Raw genomic sequence first — 16,088 nt, 5'->3', positions numbered from 1 at the left:
GATCACGGCGGATGCCGCGTGGGCTGTTGGCCCCGGCCCACCCCGCGCCTCGTCCTACCGAACGGGGAGCGTACGTGGCCGCCACGACTCGCGGCGGGCCTCGAACTGCGCGATCTTGTCTTCGCTGCGCAGGGTGAGCCCGATGTCATCGAGCCCTTCGAGGAGCCGCCACCTAGTGTAATCGTCGATCCCGATGGCGGCCTGGAAGACGGGCTCCTCACCTGACGAACCCGCGATCGTGGCGGTGCGCTGCTCCAGGTCCACCGTGATGGCGCGGCCGGGCTCCTGGTCGATCAGCTCCCAGATGCGCTCGATCTCGGACTCCTCGAGGGTCGCGGCCAGCAGGCCCTGCTTGCCGGAGTTCCCCCGGAAGATGTCGGCGAAGCGCGGGCTGAGCACCACCTTGAAGCCGTAGTCGCGCAGCGCCCAGACCGCGTGCTCGCGACTGGATCCGGTGCCGAAATCGGGCCCGGCGACCAGCACCGAGGCATGCTGGAACGGCGTCTGGTTGAGCACGAACTGCGGGTCCTTGCGCCATTCGTGGAACAGCGCGTCGTCGAAGCCCGTCTTGGTGACGCGCTTGAGGAACACGGCCGGGATGATCTGGTCGGTATCGACGTTGGAGCGCTTCAGCGGCGCGGCGACGCCGGTGTGGGTGGTGAACTTCTCCATCAGATCGCTCCGATCTCGTTCGCTGCCCCCGCGACGGGCGCAGGCACCCCGGCATCCGTCAGGTCGCTCGGGCTGGAAAGGGTGCCGCGGATAGCCGTGGCGGCGGCGACCAGGGGCGAGACCAGGTGCGTGCGCCCGCCCTTGCCCTGACGCCCCTCGAAGTTGCGGTTGGACGTGGATGCGCAGCGCTCCCCCGGCGCGAGCTGGTCGGGGTTCATCCCCAGGCACATCGAGCATCCGGCGAAGCGCCACTCGGCACCGAACGCCTCGACGATCTTGTCGATGCCCTCCGCTTCGGCCTCCAGGCGCACCCGCGCCGAACCGGGGACGACCATCACGCGCACGCCGTCGGCCTTCTGCTTGCCCTGGATGACCGATGCGAAGGCGCGCAGGTCCTCGATGCGGCTGTTGGTGCAGGAGCCCATGAACACGGCATCCACCCTGACATCCTTCAACGGCGTTCCGGGGACGAGGTCCATGTACTCCAGGGCGCGCTCGGCCGCCGCGCGCTCGTTGGCGTCGACGATCGCCGCCGGGTCGGGAACGGATGCCGACAGCGAGCTGCCCTGACCGGGGTTGGTGCCCCAGGTGACGAAGGGCTCCAGCTCGTTCGCGTCGATGTGCACCTCGGCGTCGAACACGGCATCCGGATCGGTGGGAAGCGTGCGCCAGTACGCGACCGCATCCTCCCAGTCCTGGCCCTGCGGCGCGTGCGGCTTGTCCTTCACGTACGCGAACGTCGTCTCGTCGGGAGCGACCATACCGGCGCGGGCGCCCGCCTCGATGGACATGTTGCAGATCGTCATCCGGCCTTCCATCGAGAGGGCGCGGATCGCGCTGCCGCGGTACTCGAGCACGTAGCCCTGCCCGCCGCCGGTGCCGATCTTGGCGATGACGGCGAGGATGATGTCCTTGGCGGTCACGCCGGGGCGCAGCTCGCCCTCGACGTTGATCGCCATGGTCTTGAACGGCTTCAGCGGCAGGGTCTGCGTGGCCATCACGTGCTCGACCTCGCTGGTGCCGATGCCGAACGCCATCGCTCCGAAGGCGCCGTGCGTGGAGGTGTGCGAATCGCCGCAGACCACGGTGATCCCGGGCATGGTCAAGCCGAGCTGCGGGCCGACGACGTGCACGATGCCCTGCTCGGCATCCCCCAGCGAGTGCAGGCGCACGCCGAACTCGGCGGCGTTGCGGCGCAGCGTCTCGATCTGCGTGCGGCTGGTGAGATCGGCGATGGGCTTGTCGATGTTCAGCGTCGGGGTGTTGTGGTCCTCGGTGCCGATGGTGAGATCCACGCGGCGCAGCGGGCGCCCCTCGGCGCGCAGGCCGTCGAAGGCCTGCGGGCTGGTGACCTCGTGGATCAGGTGCAGATCGATGTAGATCAGATCGGGCTCGCCGTTCTCGCCCTTGACGACGAGATGGTCATCCCACACCTTCTCGGCGAGAGTGCGCGGGCGTGTGCTGCTGGTCATGCGGTGCGTTCCTTATGGCTCGATGAGTCGGCCCACGATGGACTCCGCGGCGAGGAAGGCCTAGATCGAGGACCCGCCGCGGCTGCTAAGGAGGAGAACCACACGCCGCATGCCGGTCAGTCTACAACGGCCCGCGCCGTGCTCAGCGCTCGATTGCAGCGCGCTTCTCCCGGCCCGACGCGATCAGGCTGGCGATCGTGGCGACCGCCATCGAGCCGAAGATCACGCCGAGGGACATCCAGTTGTCGATGTCCGGAGCCCACGCGATCGGCTGCCCGCCGTTGATGAACGGCAGCTCGTTCTCGTGCATGGCGTGCAGCACGAGCTTCACTCCGATGAAGGCGAGGATGAACGCGACGCCGTAGTGCAGGTAGCGGAGCTTGTCGAGCAGGTTGCCGAGCAGGAAGTACAGCTGGCGCAGACCCATCAGTGCGAACAGGTTCGCGGTGAACACGATGAACGGGTTCGTGGTGATGCCGAAGATCGCCGGGATCGAGTCGACCGCGAACATCAGATCAGTGACGCCGAGCGAGATGAACACGATCAGCATCGGCGTCCAGATGCGCCGGCCGGCGACGGTGGTGCGCAGCCTGGGCCCGTCGTAGGACTCGCTGATCGGGATCACCCGGCGGATCTGGCGGACGATGAAGTTCTCGGTCTGGGCGTCGTCCTCCTCCCTGTCGGGCATCGCCTGGCGGATGGCGGTGAACAGCAGGAAGACGCCGAACAGGTAGAAGATCGGGCTGAGATGCTGCACGGCCGCGCCGACGATGATGATGAAGATCGCCCGCAGCACCAGCGCGATGATGATGCCGGCCATCAGCGCCTCCTGCTGATACCGCCTGGGCACCGCGAACTGGGTCATGATCAGGATGAACACGAACAGGTTGTCGATGGACAGGCTGTACTCCATGGCCCAGCCGGTGAGGAAGTCGAGCGAGGTCTTCGCATCGCCCACCACGAACAGCAGACCCGCGAAGATCAGCGCCAGCGTGACGTAGAAGACCACCCACAGCGCGGACTCCCTGGTGCTGGGGATGTGCGGCCGTTTCAGGATCAGCAGCAGATCGCCGATGAGGATCGCGGTCAGCACGACCAATGAGGTGATCTCGAACCAGACGGGAATGTCCACGGGAATCGCCTTTCGAAGGGGTGGGCGGAAGTCCGAAAGTCTCTCCCCGCACCGGTGGTGCGCCGCGCGACCGGAGCAGCGATGACGATGCTCGTGATGACGATCTGCGCGATGTCGGGATACTCCCCTTCGCTCGAATGATCGTACCCGAGTCTGCGCGGAGTCTGAGCCGACCAAGTTATACAAGAACTCTTGTTAGCATCCGGACTCGCCTCTAGCGTTGTCGACGTGGAAGACATCTCGGTGATCACCGCCATCACGCATCCCCTCCGACGACGCATCGTCGATCGCCTGCTCCTGCACGGGCCCACGCAGGTGGGCACCTTCGCGCGGGCCCTCGACGCGCAGGTGGGCAGCATCAGCCACCACCTGCGGATGCTGCAGAGAGCCGGCGTCGTCGAGCAGGTCGAGGCTCCCGACGGCGATCGTCGCGCCAGCTGGTGGCGGCTCGCACGACGGTCGTTCACCTGGTCGTCCTCGGACTTCGACTCCCCCGCCGATGCCCTGCTGGCGCGAGAGGCGCAGCGCGCGAACGTGCGCAACCAGCTGGACCGCCTGCAGCGCTGGTACCGGATCTCGGCGCAGAGCGAGGTCGAGGGGTTCAACACGGACTCGCTGGCCTGGGCCACGCAGGACGAGCTGAGCGACCTGCACGGACGGCTCAACGCGATGCTCGACGAATGGCGCCGCGGCATCGACCGCGAAGACGGGCAGGAGCGCATGCCGGTGTACTTCTTCGCGCACGGCTTTCCGACGGAGGTGTGAGGTGACGAGCGAAGCCCGGATGCTGCGCACCCCGCCGCCGTTCCGCCGTGACCTGCTGGTGCAGGCGTGGCTGGTCGTGAAGGCGCTCTCGGATGCCGGTGATGCGATCTTCACGATCGCCTTCGCGTGGACGGCCGTGCAGATCGCGTCTCCTGCGGTGGCCGGGCTCGTCGTCGCCGCGGGCACGGTGCCGCGCGCGATCGTGCTGCTCGTGGGCGGAGCGTACGCAGACCGTTCCGACGCGCGCAGGCTTATGGTGCTCTTCAACGCGCTGCGCGTGGTGGTGCTGATCTCGGTGGCGGTGTGGTGTCTCGCCGCGCCCCCGACGGTCGCGCTGCTTCTGACGGCCAGCGTCGCCTTCGGGCTGTGCGATGCGTTCTTCGAGCCCGCGGCGGGCACCATGCCCCGGCAGCTGGTCGCACCAACGGATCTGCCCGGGTACTCCGCGCTCAGCCAGACGCTCTCGCGGCTGGGCACGATGGCGGGCGCCGCGGCGGGCGGCTTCCTGGTCGCGGCCTTCGGCCTGGCCGGCAGCGCCGGGCTGAACACCCTCACCTACGTGGTCGTGATCGTCTTCATCGTGCTGTGGCTGCGTCCGCGCTTCGCACTGCCGCGCGCGTCGGTGAAGCAGAGCGTGCTGCGCGGCGTCGCGGACGGGTTCCGGCACCTCGGCAAGGAGCACGCGACCCGCACGCTGGTGATCGCCCTGTCGGGGCTCAACCTCGCGGTCGGTCCCGCGATCTCCATCGGACTTCCCCTGCAGGCCACCGCTCACGGCTGGGGCGCGGGTGCGGTCGGCGTGTTCGAGGCGCTCGTCGGCGGCGGTGCGATGCTCGGCGCACTGGCCGTGGTGCGCTGGCGCCCGCGTCACGAGGCCACCGGCGCGTTCATCGCGCTGATGGTGCAGGGAGCGGGCATCGTCGCGCTGGGCTTCGGCTCGCAGATCGTCGTGGGCGCGGGGAGCTTCGTGATCGGCCTGACCGCCGGCTTCGCTTCGGCACTGCTGAGCTCGACGTTCGCGGCGACCGCAGCACCGGACTATCTGGGCCGGCTGGGGTCGATCCTGCGCCTGGGCGACGACTGCCTCATGCCGGTGGCGATGGCGGTGTTCGGACTGCTCGCCGGCATCCTTCCGCTGTTCGTCCCGTTCGCGATCTACGGCGGCGCGATGGTGCTGCTGATGGTGCTGCCGCTGCGCAATCCGCAGATCCGCGCGCTCACGCTGTCAACCCCCGTCGAGGCGTGAGCCTTGCGGGATAGCCTGCCGGGCATGATGACAGACGAGTTCCTCCCCCGCCACGCGATCGTCACCGCCTCGGACTCCGGGATCGGCGCTGCCACGGCTGTGGCTCTGGCCGACAGCGGCATGGATGTCGGCATCACCTGGCACGAGGATCAGGAGGGCGCCGAGTACACAGCCGAGGTCGTCCGCTCGCGTGGGCGCAATGCGGTGGTGGCGCACTTCGACGCGACGGACTTCGGCACTGTGGCTGGTGTCATCGACGATCTGCGTGATCGCCTCGGCGGACTGGACGTGTTCGTGAACAATGCGGGCGCGAGCACTCCCCGGCTGGTGCTCGACATCCCGATGCAGGAATGGCTCGACACGATGGCGCTGAACGTCGACGGGGCGTTCCTCGGGATGCAGACCGCCGCGCGGCACATGGTGCAGGCCGGTTCGGGAGGGCGGCTCATCGCGGTGACCAGTGTGCATGCGCACCAGCCGCGCGTCGGTCTCGGGGCGTACATCGCCGCCAAGCATGCGCTCTCCGGCTTGATCAAGACGATGGCTCAGGAGCTGGGCCGGCACGGGATCACGGCGAACGCCGTGGCGCCCGGCGAGATCGCGACGGCGGCCAGCGGGCGCACCTCTGCGGACGCCGAGCGCACGCACCGGCCCGGCGTCCCACTGGGCCGGCCGGGAAAGGCCGAGGAGGTCGCTGCGGTGATCGCGTTCCTCGCCTCCCCTGCGTCGAGCTACGTCACCGGCGCGGATTGGTCGGTGGACGGCGGGATGCTGCAGATGGGCCCCGAAGCGGGCTCGGGCCTGACGGACGACTCCTGGCGTGAGCTCTGACAGTTCGGCGGCGCGAAAGCGAAAGCCCCCGGCATGGCCGAGGGCTTTCGTGTCGGTGACCCCAGCGGGATTCGAACCCGCGTTACCGCCGTGAGAGGGCGGCGTACTAGGCCGCTATACGATGGGGCCGTCACTGCAACCGTTCAAGTATGCCATGACGTGACAGCGGGTCAAAATCGGCGCGGCGGCCTCAGCCGAGCATGTCCTTCACCATGGGAACCACCCGCTCGCCGTACAACCCGATGGAGTCCATCATCGTGGCATGACTGATCTGGCTCTGGTCGTACTTGAAGTCGAAGCGGTTCACGCGCAGCGTTCCCAGCGTCGCCACGATCTTGCGCGCGACGGTCTCGGGTGAGCCGACGTAGAGCGCTCCGGACTCGATCTCGCGCTCGAAGTCGCCCACCGCCGGCGGAGCCCAGCCACGCTCCCTGCCCATGCGCGTGCGCATCGCGATCCAGCCGTCGTGCGTCAGCGCGCGAGCCTGCTCGTCGGTCTCGGCGACCAGCCCGGGCGAGTGCACGGCGACGGGCTTGTGCTCGACGCCGAACTGATCCTGCGCACGATCGAAGAGATCGATGTACGGAGCGAAGCGCGCCGCCGGTCCCCCGATGATCGCGAGGAACAGGCCGAAGTTGTACCGAGCCGTGCGCACAACCGATTCCGGGCTGCCGCCGACGCCCACCCAGGTGGGGATGCCGTTCGCCGTCGTCGGGAACACTCGCTGGTCGGCCAGCTGCGCACGGGTACTGCCCTGCCAGGTGACCGGCTGCTCCCTCAGCAGGTGCGACAGCAGGTCGAGCCTCTCGTCGAAGAGCTCCTCGTACTGCCGCAGATCGAACCCGAACAGCGGGAACGACTCCGTGAACGATCCACGCCCCGCCACGATCTCGGCACGACCGTTCGAGACCGCATCGAGTGTCGCGAAACGCTCGAAGACCCGCACCGGGTCATCCGAGCTGAGCACGGTCACGGCGGAGCCGAGCCGTATCCGCTCGGTGCGGGATGCTATCGCCGCGAGCACCATCTCGGGGCTGGAGACCGCGAAGTCCGGGCGGTGGTGCTCCCCCACGCCGAAGAAGTCCAGCCCGGCGCGATCGGCGAGCACAGCCTGCTCGATGATGTCCCGGATCACCTGCGGATGAGGAACCGGTGCCCCCTGGGCGTCGTTCGTCACGCCGCCGAAGGTGTCGAGTCCGAATTCGATGTCGGTCATGACAGGCCCAACCTCGCATCCGCAATTTTCATTCCGACGAATGAATCTCGCGACGACCCCGGACCACCGCGACTCGTCGTGCGCCGCCGGGATGACGAAGGCCCTCCGATCGCTCGGAGGGCCTTCGTGTCGCTGTGACCCCAGCGGGATTCGAACCCGCGTTACCGCCGTGAGAGGGCGGCGTACTAGGCCGCTATACGATGGGGCCGTCCGACCCGTGAAGGTCGTTTCGGCAACCGTGCAAGTCTGTCATGCGCGAACGCGCGAATCCAAATCTGCGCGACGCCGAGCCGGCGACGGGCGTGTCGCGTCACGCGGCTTGCTCCGGGGAACGCGAAGGAGTTGACTCGAGCACATGCGCGTCACCAAGTTCGAACATGCCGCTCTCCGCATCGACCACGTCGGCCAGACGATCGTCGTCGACCCGGGGATGTTCACCACCCCGCTCGACGACGTGCAGCAGCTCGTCGCGATCGTGATCACCCACGAGCACCCGGATCACTGGACCTCCGCGCATCTGGATCGGCTGCTGCGCGCCGCCCCCGGTACGCCGATCTACGCACCGGCGGGCGTCGCGGCGGCCGCCGAGGGGTACGAGATCACCGTCGTCGAGCCGGGCGAGAGCGTGACCGTCGGCGAGTTCGCGCTGCGCTTCTTCGGCGGCGAGCACGCCGTGATCCACTCATCGATGCCGCTGGTGCAGAACGTCGGCGTGCTGATCAATGAGCAGCTCTACTACCCCGGCGACTCGTACGCGATTCCCGAGGGCGTCGCCGTCGACACGCTCGCCGCGCCGATCGGGGCGCCGTGGCTGAAGATCGGCGAGGCCATGGACTTCGTGCTCGCCGTCGCACCCGAGCGCGCCTTCGGCACGCACGACATGACGCTCTCCACCATCGGGCGCAACATGCATCAGCAGCGGCTGCAGTGGGCGACGGAGCAGGGCGGCGGACGCTACTTCGATCTCCAGGCCGGGGACGCGCTGGATCTCTGAGGCGACGCTTCGATCCCCACGCCCCACTCCGACCGTCGCTCCGCGCCGCCCGGAGCCTCCGGGGCGCGTGGGCCCGGCTCAGCGACCCAGGTTTGCGGGGCCGGCCGAGGTCAGGGCTGCGCGGCGCGCACGCGCACATCGCGGGCGAGGTCGTCACGCGCCTCGATCACGAGCCGGCGCAGCGCACCGGGAGCATCCGCGTTCTGCTCCAGCCATCCGTCCACGAGCGCGGTGTCGGGCGTCTCGGGGAACAGCCCGACGACGAGCCGCTGCGCGAGTTCGATCGACCGCGTCTCCCACGCGCCGCGGATCCGCTCGAAGTACTCGGCATCGAAGGCGGCGATCAGATCACGGCGTCCGCCGGCGCGGAAGCCGGCGATGGTGGCATCCAGATGATCGTTGCTGAGGGCCAGATCGTTCCAGGCGGAATCCCAGGCGGCCGCGCGCACGGCGGCGTGGGGTCGAGACGCGAGCGCGCGGATCTCGGCCGTTCGGCCGGTCGCCGTGTCGTCCGCCGCGTGCTCGGCCGTGATCTCATCGACGGTCGCTGCGCCGGTGGTCGACAGCGCCGTCAGCATGAGCCAGCGCAGGTCGGCGTCGACGGGGAGACCGCGTGGCGCATCGCCGTTCAGGATGCCGCGCACGGCGTCGTCGTGAGCGCCGCCGTACGCGGATGCCGCGGCGAAGGCGCGCGCCCACGCCAGCTGCGCGTCGCTGCCGGCATCCGCCGACTGCAGTGCCGACCAGGTCGAATCCGCCCAGGCGCGGCTCTGCCCCTCCCGCGCGTCATCGGCGACGTAGTGGCGCACGGCGAACGCCGCGTTGGCGAGCACGGCGGTCAGCAGCGCGACGTTGGCCTCGGCCGGCGCATGCCGCCGCACGATGTCCAGGTAGCGCTCCGCGCCGAGCTCTCCGTCGCGCGTCGCGTTCCACAGCGACGACCAGACGAGACCGCGCACGAGATCGTCGTCGAGGGTGGACAGCGACTCCGTGACGGTCGCCAGGGAGCGCTCGTCCAGGCGCGCCTTGGCGTAGGTGAGATCGTCATCGTTCAACAGAACGAGGTCGGTATCCGGGATCTCGACCGGGGTGCGCTCGTCCTGGATGCCCAGCTCGATCCGCTCGCGCAGCTGCAGCCGACCGTCGTGCAGGTCGTACAGACCGACGCGCAGGCGATGCGGGCGCGCACCCGCTGCACCGCCGTCCTGAACGAGGACGGTGCGGCCGTCGGCATCCTTCTCCAGCCACAGCGTCGCGACGCCGCTGGTCTCGAGCCAGGCGCGCGACCAGGCCCGCATGTCCTGCCCGGACACCTCCCCCAGCTGGTGCAGCAGGTCATCGAGCGTGGTGTTGCCGAAGGCGTGCGCGGCGAAGTAGCGGCGGGCGCCCTCGAAGAAGGCGTCCTCGCCCACGAAGGCGACGAGCTGCTTGAGCACCGCGGCGCCCTTGGCGTAGGTGATGCCGTCGAAGTTGAGCTTGGCGGCCTCCAGATCGGGGATGTCCGCGACGATCGGATGCGTGGTGGGCAGCTGATCCTGCCGGTACGCCCAGGTCTTGCGGCTGTTCGCGAAGCGCGCCCAGGCATCGGTGAAGCGCGTCGCCGCGGCCGACGCGTGCGTGCCCATGTAGTCGGCGAACGACTCCTTGAGCCACAGGTCGTCCCACCAGCGCATCGTCACCAGGTCGCCGAACCACATGTGCGCCATCTCGTGCAGGATGGTGTTCGCCCGGCCCCCGCGCTGCGCGTCGGTGGCCGCGCCGCGGTTGATGTACGCCTCGGTGAAGGTGACCAGGCCGGGGTTCTCCATGGCGCCCAGGTTGTATTCGGGGACGAAGATCTGGTCGTACTTGCCCCACGGGTACGGGTAGTCGAACGCCTCGCTGAAGAAGTCGAGGCCCTGCCGTGTCACCTCGATGATCTCGTCGGCCTCCAGATGCTCGGCCAGTGACGCCCGGCACAGCACGCCCAGGTCGATGCGCTGATCGGCGCGCGACCACTCGCCGTCGATGCGCGCATACGGTCCGGCGGCCACGGCGGTGATGTAGCTGGAGATCGGCAGGGTCGGCGCGAACTCGACCCGCTGCACGCCGATGCCGTCCTGCACGCGCACCGGCGACTGGTTCGAGAGCACGTGCCAGCCCGCGGGGGCGACGATCTCGAACGTGTAGGCGGCCTTCATGTCGGGCTGTTCGAAGCAGGCCATCACTCGGCGCGAGTCCGCCGGCTCGTACTGCGTGTACAGATACGTCTCGCCGTCTACGGGGTCGTGGAAGCGGTGCATCCCCTCGCCGGAGCGGCTGTAGGCGGCCACGGCCTCGATGCGCACCTCGTTGTGCTCCGCGAGCGCGTCGATGACGATGCGCGCACCGTCCCATCGGACCTCGCGAGCCTCGTCGTTGACGACGACGCGGGACACGCTCTCGCCGATGAAATCGATCCAGGTCTCGGACGCCGTCGCGTCGAACGTCAGCGTCGTGACGGTGGGGAAGCCCGTGCGCGCCCGCTCCGGCGCGCCGCTGAGGTCGAGCTCGACCCGGATGCTGTGGACGGTGATGTGCTCGGCGCGCTCAGCGGTCTCTTCCCGGCTGAGATTGGCGGTCGCGTTGGCAGAACTCATGGCTCCATCGTGTCACGTCGGTCACGCACGCGTGCGCTCACGCCTGCGCACGGTCACTCGACGGTCGCCACGGCCTGCGCCTTGAGGAGCGCCTGCTCGAGGTCGGCGGCGAGATCGTCCACGTTCTCGAGGCCGATCGACAGTCGCACGATGTCTGCTCCCGGCCTCGCCTCCGGAGCGACCGGCCGGTGCGTGAGCGCCGCCGGATGCTGCAGCAGCGAGTCCACGCCACCGAGCGAGACCGCATGCGTGAACAGCCGCACCGCGCCGGTGAGAGCCTCGGCCGCGGCGTAGCCGCCGGCCAGCCGGACGGCGATCATGGCTCCGCCGCCGCTCAGCTGCCGGCCGACGAGCCCGCGATGATCGTCGAACTCGGGATAGAACACATCGGTCACGGCCGGGTTCTCGCGCAGCCGCGCGGCCAGCAGCCGCGCGTTCGCCTGCTGGGCCTGCATGCGCACCGGCAGGGTCGCGAGGCCGCGATGCAGCAGGTAGGCGCCGAGCGGGTGCAGCAGCGCGCCGGTGATGGCGCGCACGCGCCGCAGGGCCTGCGCGGTCTCCTCGGAGCAGGCGATCACGCCCGCGATCACGTCGCCGTGGCCGCCGATGTACTTCGTGGCGCTGTGCAGCGACATGGCCGCTCCCAGGTCGAGCGGGTTCTGCAGCAGCGGAGTCGCGAACGTGTTGTCCACGATCACCGGCACGCCCTGCGACTGCGCGACGACCGCCGCGATGTCGACCAGGTCGAGAGTGGGGTTCGCCGGCGTCTCGAGCACGATCAGCCCGGTGTCGGGCCGGATGCTGGCCCCCACCTCGCCCTCGTGGCAGAAGGTGACCTCGGCGCCCAGCAGCCCGGAGTCCAGCAGGTGATCCGTGCCGCCGTACAGCGGGCGCACCGCGACGATGTGGCGCTTGCCCGCCCCGGTGGTGTGCGACAGGATGGCCGCGGTCGTGGCGGCCATGCCCGAGCTGAACGCCACGGCGGCCTCCGCGTGCTCGAGCTCGGCGAGCGCCTCTTCGAAACGCGCCACGGTGGGGTTCCACAGCCGGGCGTACACGTTGCCGCCGTCGGGCAGCGGGTGTCCGCCGTTGGCCATCGACTCGTAGGAGTCTCCGCCGTGCAGGATGTCGGGCAGCGGGTTCGTCGAGGACAGGTCGATCGGCGCGGCGTGCACGCCGAGCGCGGCGAGATCGGAGCGTCCGGCGTGGACGGCGACAGTATCGGGATGCAGCGGCAGATCGGACATGACTCCAGGATGGTCGGCGACGCGCTCTGCGTCCACCTTCGTTGTCACATCAATGCTGCGCGTGCGGATATCTTGGTCACACAGCAAGAGCCGAGGCGTTCGAGGAGGTCGAGTTGGCGATGCAGCATGGTGCGGGAAGGCCCGTCGACGCGCTGGATCTGCGCATCCTGGCGGAGCTGTCCGCGAGGCCGGACGAACCGGTCTCCCAGCTCGCCGCCGCGCTCGGCGTTCCGGCCTCCACGTGCGCGTTCCGGGTGCGCTCGCTGCGGACCCGCGGGGTGATCACCGGACTGAGCCTGACGATCGATCCGGCCGCGCTGGGCGCGAGCGTGCAGGCGATGATCCGCGTGCGCCTGGCCAACCACAACAAGGGCGGCGTCGACAGCCTCTTCGACGCGCTGGTGGCGACGCCGGGCGTGCTGCAGGTGTTCCACATCGCCGGAGCGGACGACTTCGTCGTGCACGTCGCGGTCTCGGATGCCGCCTCGCTGCGCGACATCGTGCTGGAGCGCATCACCGTGCACGACGTGGTGCGCGCCACTGAGACGCAGCTGGTGTTCGAGCGGCGCGAGGGCGTCGGCGTGCTGCCTGCGGCATCCGCCCGACTGTGACCGGCTCTCTCAGAAGCCGGTCGCCGCGTCGCGGCGGGGAAGCACCCAGCCGGCGCGCGGGAAGTGGCAGGTGTATCCGCCCGGATACCGCACCAGGTAGTCCTGGTGCTCGGGCTCGGCCTCCCAGAACGGGCCGGGCTGCTCGATCGTCGTGACGGCGGCTCCCGGCCACAGGCCGGAGGCGTCCACGTCGGCGATCGTCTCGCGGGCCGTGCGCTCCTGCTCGGCATCCAGCGGGAAGATCGCGGAGCGGTAGCTGCTGCCGATGTCGTTGCCCTGGCGATTGAGCGTGGACGGGTCGTGGATCTGGAAGAAGAACGCGAGGATGTCGCGGTAGCTGGTCTGCGCCGGGTCGTAGACGATCTCGACGGCCTCGGCGTGACCGGGGTGGTGTCGATACGTGGCGTGGTCGTTCTCGCCGCCGGTGTACCCCACGCGGGTGGCGAGCACCCCGGGCTGCCGGCGGATGAGATCCTCCATGCCCCAGAAGCATCCGCCGGCCAGCACCGCCGTGTCGGCTCCCGGCTGGCGGGTGATCGCTCCGGTGTCGCTGCTGCCGCTGGTCATCGCTGTGCTCCTCGGGTCGGTGTGCAGATGCTGCTCGTCTATTCTCCCTCTTGGCTGGGTGATCGGGGCCGCGGCGTCTAGGTTGGTGCTGAGAGCGGGCCGGGCCCGCGTTCCGAGCATCCGAGGAGAGTCATGCGTCCATATCTGGACAAGTCCGCCCCCGACGTGTGGAAGGCCATCGGCGCGTTCTCGGCCGCGGTCGTGCAGCAGGCGGCGGACAGCGGCCTGTCGGTGCAGGAGTCCGAGTACGTCAAGCTGCGCGCCTCGCAGCTCAACGCGTGCGCGTTCTGCCTGGACGTGCACTCGAGGGAGTCCCGGGACGCCGGCATCCCCCAGCAGAAGATCGACCTGCTGCCGGCCTGGCGCGAGAGCGCGCTGTACACCGAGCGCGAGAAGGCGCTGCTCGCGGTCGCCGAGGCGGCGACTCGCATGCCGCTGAGCGAGGAGTCGAAGGCCGATCTGGCCGGCGCCGCCGCCGTGCTCGGTGAGGAGGCGTTCGCGGCGGCCGAATGGGTCGCCGTGGCGATCAACGCGTTCAACCGGGTCTCGATTCTGAGCGAGCATCCGGTGCGTCCGCGCTGACGCGACCCGTCAGCCGCGGGGTCGCAGCTGCACGGTCGGCAGCGGCGGTGCCGGCAGCGGTGACGGCTGACCGTCGGGATACGGACCGAACAGCCGCGATCCCCCGGCATCCTGCGCGTCGACCGGCTCGAAGCCGAGTTCGGCCTGGTACCGGCGCCGGAACTCCGCGATCTCGTCGTGACTGCGGCCGATGAAGTTCCACCACATCACGATCTGCTCGCCCAGCGGCACGCCGCCGAGCAGGATCACCCGGGCGCCCTCGGGCCCGGAGGCGATGCGCAGCGTGTCCGCGCCGGTGGGCGTGTAGCCCAACTGCCGATGCTGCACCGCGGTGCTGTTGACGATGATCGAGCCCGTCTCGGCGAGCGCCGCGTGCTCGAGATCCGCCCTGACTTCGAGCACGACCTCGGCATCCGGCTCCAGAAGCAGCTCCGCGCCGAGCAGGTCGGGCGTGCGCGTGTCGACGGGCGAGGTGGAGCCCGCCAGCGAGCCGATGAACACCCGGATGCTCGCGCCCGGCAGCTCGACGGGCTCGGGGGCGTGATGCGCGAAGGCGTGCTCGGAGAACCGGGTGGCGTCCGGAAGCGCGTACCAGAGCTGCACGCCGTGCAGCGTCGTGGTGCCCGGCGCGCTGATCTCCTGATGCGTGATGCCCCTCCCAGCGATCATCAGGTTGAGCTCACCGGGCAGCACGGCGGCGGCCACACCGTTCGAGTCGAGGTGGTCGATGCGTCCGGTGAACAGCCACGACACGGTGGCCAGCCCGGTGTGCGGATGCCGCGGCACCTGCATCCCGCCGGTGTCGGCGACGTCGTCGGGCCCGTAATGATCGAGGAAGCACCAGGCGCCCACCAGCGAGCGCTGCTTCTGCGGGAGCGTGCGATGGACCGTCATGGCCCGGATGCCGCCCAGCGGCACCTCTCGAGGGATGAGCACCTCGACATCCGTGCACCGCTCCCCCGGCTCGAGCACGTGCTCGGAGGGGTTCTTCTCGAGGTTGGTCACGATGGTCCTCCTCGGCATCCCTGACCCGACCCAGCGTAGCCAGTTCCGGCCCGGAGCGACTCCCGCTCAGGCGTTGCGAATGGCGGAGAGCACCATGCCGACCGGGATGCTGACGGCGAGCAGCACGAGCACCACGCGGTAGCCGAGCAGCAGCATCCGCTCGGATCGCTCGGCGACGCCGAACGTGGCGAGGAAGGCCAGCACGAGCGCGACGACGAGCACCGCCGAACCGCAGAACACGATCGTGGTGAGCCCGGTCAGGGTCCCGCCGATCACGCCCGCATGGCCGAGGTTCCAGAGCGCGAACTGCCACCAGCCGGCAGAATCCCCCCGCGCGCGCGGCCAGCGCCGGCGTGCGGAGCCCATGAGGATCTGCGCGGCGCCGGCGACGAGCACCAGATACGCCGCGGTCCAGCTGCCTTTGGTCAGTTCGAGCGGGCCGGTCACCGCCGCGACGAGCCCGCCGGCGATGACGGCGGCGGCGCCGATACCGCGCATGGCGCGAGCGGAAGCGGATGCCGGCGATGTCACGCTGCGAATCTACCCGCGCACCCTAGGGGCGAGCCGAACGCTGCACGCCGAGCGCCCGCGCGGGGGCGTGACGTCTTCAGTCGTCTTTGCCGTCGATCTGCTCGAGCAGGTCCTTCAGCGCCTTCTCGATCGACGCGTGATCGTACTGGCCGGCGCGGCTCTCCGCCGAGATCACGGCGCAGCGGTGCAGCCTGCGGAAGTCGCCGAACGGAAAGCTGTAGCGCCCCTTGGTCCCTTCCGTCGCGTCGGTGTCCTCGCCCAGGTGCCATCGCGCGAACTCGCTCATGCCGTGCTCGTCGATGAAGTCGTTCTCGTCGTCGGTGCTGGGTGCGTGCTCGCTCCAGTCATCGCGTTCGTCGTGGACGACCTCGCCCTCGCGCAGCAGGCCGCGCGCGTGCGACAGTGCATCTTCGTTCAGCCGGACCGTCATGCTCCACTCCTCTCCGTGCACGACGTCCCCTCGGAGGGGACGTCGCTCGAAGCGACGATGCCCTGCACCGCCGGGAGTGCTGAAGGGGGTGGCATGCGCGAGGCGGGAGTGCTATCCGCATAGCGCTGATCGGCCACCGCGTCCAGCCCATCGACGGATGCCGTGCCGG

General features: G+C 69.5%; 16 protein-coding genes and 2 tRNA genes. 6 read left to right on the top strand and 12 right to left on the bottom strand.

Annotation, left to right across the window (positions count from 1 at the left end):
* Window positions 1-54: 54 nt before the first annotated feature.
* The 3 genes from leuD to Q9R19_RS05190 form a co-directional block, all read right to left on the bottom strand.
* Window positions 55-672: a 3-isopropylmalate dehydratase small subunit gene (gene leuD / locus Q9R19_RS05200; RefSeq protein WP_311255267.1), complete on the bottom strand. Its 618-nt coding sequence runs from the start codon at window positions 670-672 to the stop codon at window positions 55-57.
* Window positions 672-2,144: a 3-isopropylmalate dehydratase large subunit gene (gene leuC / locus Q9R19_RS05195; protein WP_311255266.1), complete on the bottom strand. Its 1,473-nt coding sequence runs from the start codon at window positions 2,142-2,144 to the stop codon at window positions 672-674. Before leuC ends, leuD begins: the two co-directional genes overlap by 1 nt.
* A gap of 142 nt (window positions 2,145-2,286) precedes the next feature.
* Complete coding sequence (locus Q9R19_RS05190) at window positions 2,287-3,276, bottom strand: TerC/Alx family metal homeostasis membrane protein (protein WP_311255265.1); 990 nt, start codon at window positions 3,274-3,276, stop codon at window positions 2,287-2,289.
* Window positions 3,277-3,504: 228 nt separating this feature from the next.
* Between Q9R19_RS05190 and Q9R19_RS05185 the strand changes: the two genes are divergently transcribed.
* Genes Q9R19_RS05185 through Q9R19_RS05175 form a run of 3 tightly spaced genes read left to right on the top strand, consistent with a single transcriptional unit; the run spans window position 3,505 to window position 6,118 of the window.
* Entirely contained in the window at window positions 3,505-4,041 is a 537-nt protein-coding gene (locus Q9R19_RS05185; RefSeq protein ID WP_311255264.1) for a helix-turn-helix domain-containing protein, read from the top strand.
* Window position 4,042: 1 nt separating this feature from the next.
* A complete protein-coding gene (locus Q9R19_RS05180) occupies window positions 4,043-5,287 on the top strand; it encodes an MFS transporter (protein ID WP_311255263.1) in 1,245 nt (414 codons plus the stop codon).
* A 24-nt stretch (window positions 5,288-5,311) separates the two neighbouring features.
* Window positions 5,312-6,118, top strand: coding sequence for an SDR family oxidoreductase (locus tag Q9R19_RS05175; protein ID WP_396653446.1), 807 nt, complete (start codon window positions 5,312-5,314; stop codon window positions 6,116-6,118).
* A gap of 56 nt (window positions 6,119-6,174) precedes the next feature.
* On the opposite strand, the gene Q9R19_RS05170 is transcribed toward Q9R19_RS05175, so the two are convergent.
* The 3 genes from Q9R19_RS05170 to Q9R19_RS05160 form a co-directional block, all read right to left on the bottom strand.
* Window positions 6,175-6,247, bottom strand: a tRNA-Glu gene (locus tag Q9R19_RS05170).
* 61 nt (window positions 6,248-6,308) lie between these two features.
* Window positions 6,309-7,334, bottom strand: coding sequence for an LLM class flavin-dependent oxidoreductase (locus Q9R19_RS05165; RefSeq protein WP_311255262.1), 1,026 nt, complete (start codon window positions 7,332-7,334; stop codon window positions 6,309-6,311).
* A 135-nt stretch (window positions 7,335-7,469) separates the two neighbouring features.
* Window positions 7,470-7,542, bottom strand: a tRNA-Glu gene (locus tag Q9R19_RS05160).
* Window positions 7,543-7,689: 147 nt separating this feature from the next.
* On the opposite strand from Q9R19_RS05160, the gene Q9R19_RS05155 reads away from it, so the two are divergent.
* Window positions 7,690-8,328 (top strand): MBL fold metallo-hydrolase, encoded by a 639-nt coding sequence (locus Q9R19_RS05155; RefSeq protein WP_311255261.1) that lies wholly within the window; start codon window positions 7,690-7,692, stop codon window positions 8,326-8,328.
* A gap of 110 nt (window positions 8,329-8,438) precedes the next feature.
* Here the strand turns inward: Q9R19_RS05155 and pepN are convergent, their stop codons facing one another.
* Both pepN and Q9R19_RS05145 read right to left on the bottom strand, forming a co-directional pair.
* Window positions 8,439-10,946 carry an aminopeptidase N gene (pepN, locus tag Q9R19_RS05150; RefSeq protein ID WP_311255260.1) on the bottom strand — a complete coding sequence of 836 codons (2,508 nt, stop codon included), beginning with the start codon at window positions 10,944-10,946 and terminating at the stop codon, window positions 8,439-8,441.
* Between the two features lie 53 nt (window positions 10,947-10,999).
* Window positions 11,000-12,193 carry a PLP-dependent aspartate aminotransferase family protein gene (locus tag Q9R19_RS05145; protein ID WP_311255259.1) on the bottom strand — a complete coding sequence of 398 codons (1,194 nt, stop codon included), beginning with the start codon at window positions 12,191-12,193 and terminating at the stop codon, window positions 11,000-11,002.
* 119 nt (window positions 12,194-12,312) lie between these two features.
* Between Q9R19_RS05145 and Q9R19_RS05140 the strand changes: the two genes are divergently transcribed.
* A complete protein-coding gene (locus tag Q9R19_RS05140; protein ID WP_311255875.1) occupies window positions 12,313-12,804 on the top strand; it encodes an Lrp/AsnC family transcriptional regulator in 492 nt (163 codons plus the stop codon).
* Window positions 12,805-12,813: 9 nt separating this feature from the next.
* Here the strand turns inward: Q9R19_RS05140 and msrA are convergent, their stop codons facing one another.
* Complete coding sequence (gene msrA / locus Q9R19_RS05135; protein ID WP_311255258.1) at window positions 12,814-13,371, bottom strand: peptide-methionine (S)-S-oxide reductase MsrA; 558 nt, start codon at window positions 13,369-13,371, stop codon at window positions 12,814-12,816.
* 132 nt (window positions 13,372-13,503) lie between these two features.
* Here msrA and Q9R19_RS05130 point away from each other — a divergent pair, with 132 nt between their 5' ends.
* Window positions 13,504-13,953 carry a carboxymuconolactone decarboxylase family protein gene (locus tag Q9R19_RS05130; protein WP_311255257.1) on the top strand — a complete coding sequence of 150 codons (450 nt, stop codon included), beginning with the start codon at window positions 13,504-13,506 and terminating at the stop codon, window positions 13,951-13,953.
* A 9-nt stretch (window positions 13,954-13,962) separates the two neighbouring features.
* Here the strand turns inward: Q9R19_RS05130 and Q9R19_RS05125 are convergent, their stop codons facing one another.
* From Q9R19_RS05125 to Q9R19_RS05115, 3 genes are all read right to left on the bottom strand, one after another.
* The gene (locus Q9R19_RS05125; protein WP_311255256.1) at window positions 13,963-14,958 is read right to left on the bottom strand and encodes a pirin family protein; all 996 of its coding nucleotides are present in this window, start codon (window positions 14,956-14,958) and stop codon (window positions 13,963-13,965) included.
* Between the two features lie 66 nt (window positions 14,959-15,024).
* On the bottom strand, window positions 15,025-15,489 hold the full coding sequence (locus Q9R19_RS05120; RefSeq protein ID WP_311255255.1) for a hypothetical protein: 465 nt from the start codon (window positions 15,487-15,489) through the stop codon (window positions 15,025-15,027).
* Between the two features lie 76 nt (window positions 15,490-15,565).
* Window positions 15,566-15,919, bottom strand: coding sequence for a hypothetical protein (locus tag Q9R19_RS05115; protein ID WP_311255254.1), 354 nt, complete (start codon window positions 15,917-15,919; stop codon window positions 15,566-15,568).
* Between the last annotated feature and the right edge of the window lie 169 nt (window positions 15,920-16,088).

Origin of the sequence: Microbacterium sp. ARD32, assembly GCF_031844385.1 — a bacterium.
Lineage (GTDB): Bacteria > Actinomycetota > Actinomycetes > Actinomycetales > Microbacteriaceae > Microbacterium.
This window is presented reverse-complemented; position numbering and strand designations above follow the sequence as displayed.

Coding starts and splice junctions, on each gene's coding strand:
- leuD (WP_311255267.1), bottom strand. CDS start 672: ATGGAGAAGTTCACCACCCACACCGGCGTCGCCGCGCCGCTGAAGCGC.
- leuC (WP_311255266.1), bottom strand. CDS start 2,144: ATGACCAGCAGCACACGCCCGCGCACTCTCGCCGAGAAGGTGTGGGAT.
- Q9R19_RS05175 (WP_396653446.1), top strand. CDS start 5,312: ATGATGACAGACGAGTTCCTCCCCCGCCACGCGATCGTCACCGCCTCG.
- Q9R19_RS05165 (WP_311255262.1), bottom strand. CDS start 7,334: ATGACCGACATCGAATTCGGACTCGACACCTTCGGCGGCGTGACGAAC.
- Q9R19_RS05155 (WP_311255261.1), top strand. CDS start 7,690: ATGCGCGTCACCAAGTTCGAACATGCCGCTCTCCGCATCGACCACGTC.
- pepN (WP_311255260.1), bottom strand. CDS start 10,946: ATGAGTTCTGCCAACGCGACCGCCAATCTCAGCCGGGAAGAGACCGCT.
- Q9R19_RS05145 (WP_311255259.1), bottom strand. CDS start 12,193: ATGTCCGATCTGCCGCTGCATCCCGATACTGTCGCCGTCCACGCCGGA.
- Q9R19_RS05140 (WP_311255875.1), top strand. CDS start 12,313: ATGCAGCATGGTGCGGGAAGGCCCGTCGACGCGCTGGATCTGCGCATC.
- msrA (WP_311255258.1), bottom strand. CDS start 13,371: ATGACCAGCGGCAGCAGCGACACCGGAGCGATCACCCGCCAGCCGGGA.
- Q9R19_RS05130 (WP_311255257.1), top strand. CDS start 13,504: ATGCGTCCATATCTGGACAAGTCCGCCCCCGACGTGTGGAAGGCCATC.
- Q9R19_RS05115 (WP_311255254.1), bottom strand. CDS start 15,919: ATGACGGTCCGGCTGAACGAAGATGCACTGTCGCACGCGCGCGGCCTG.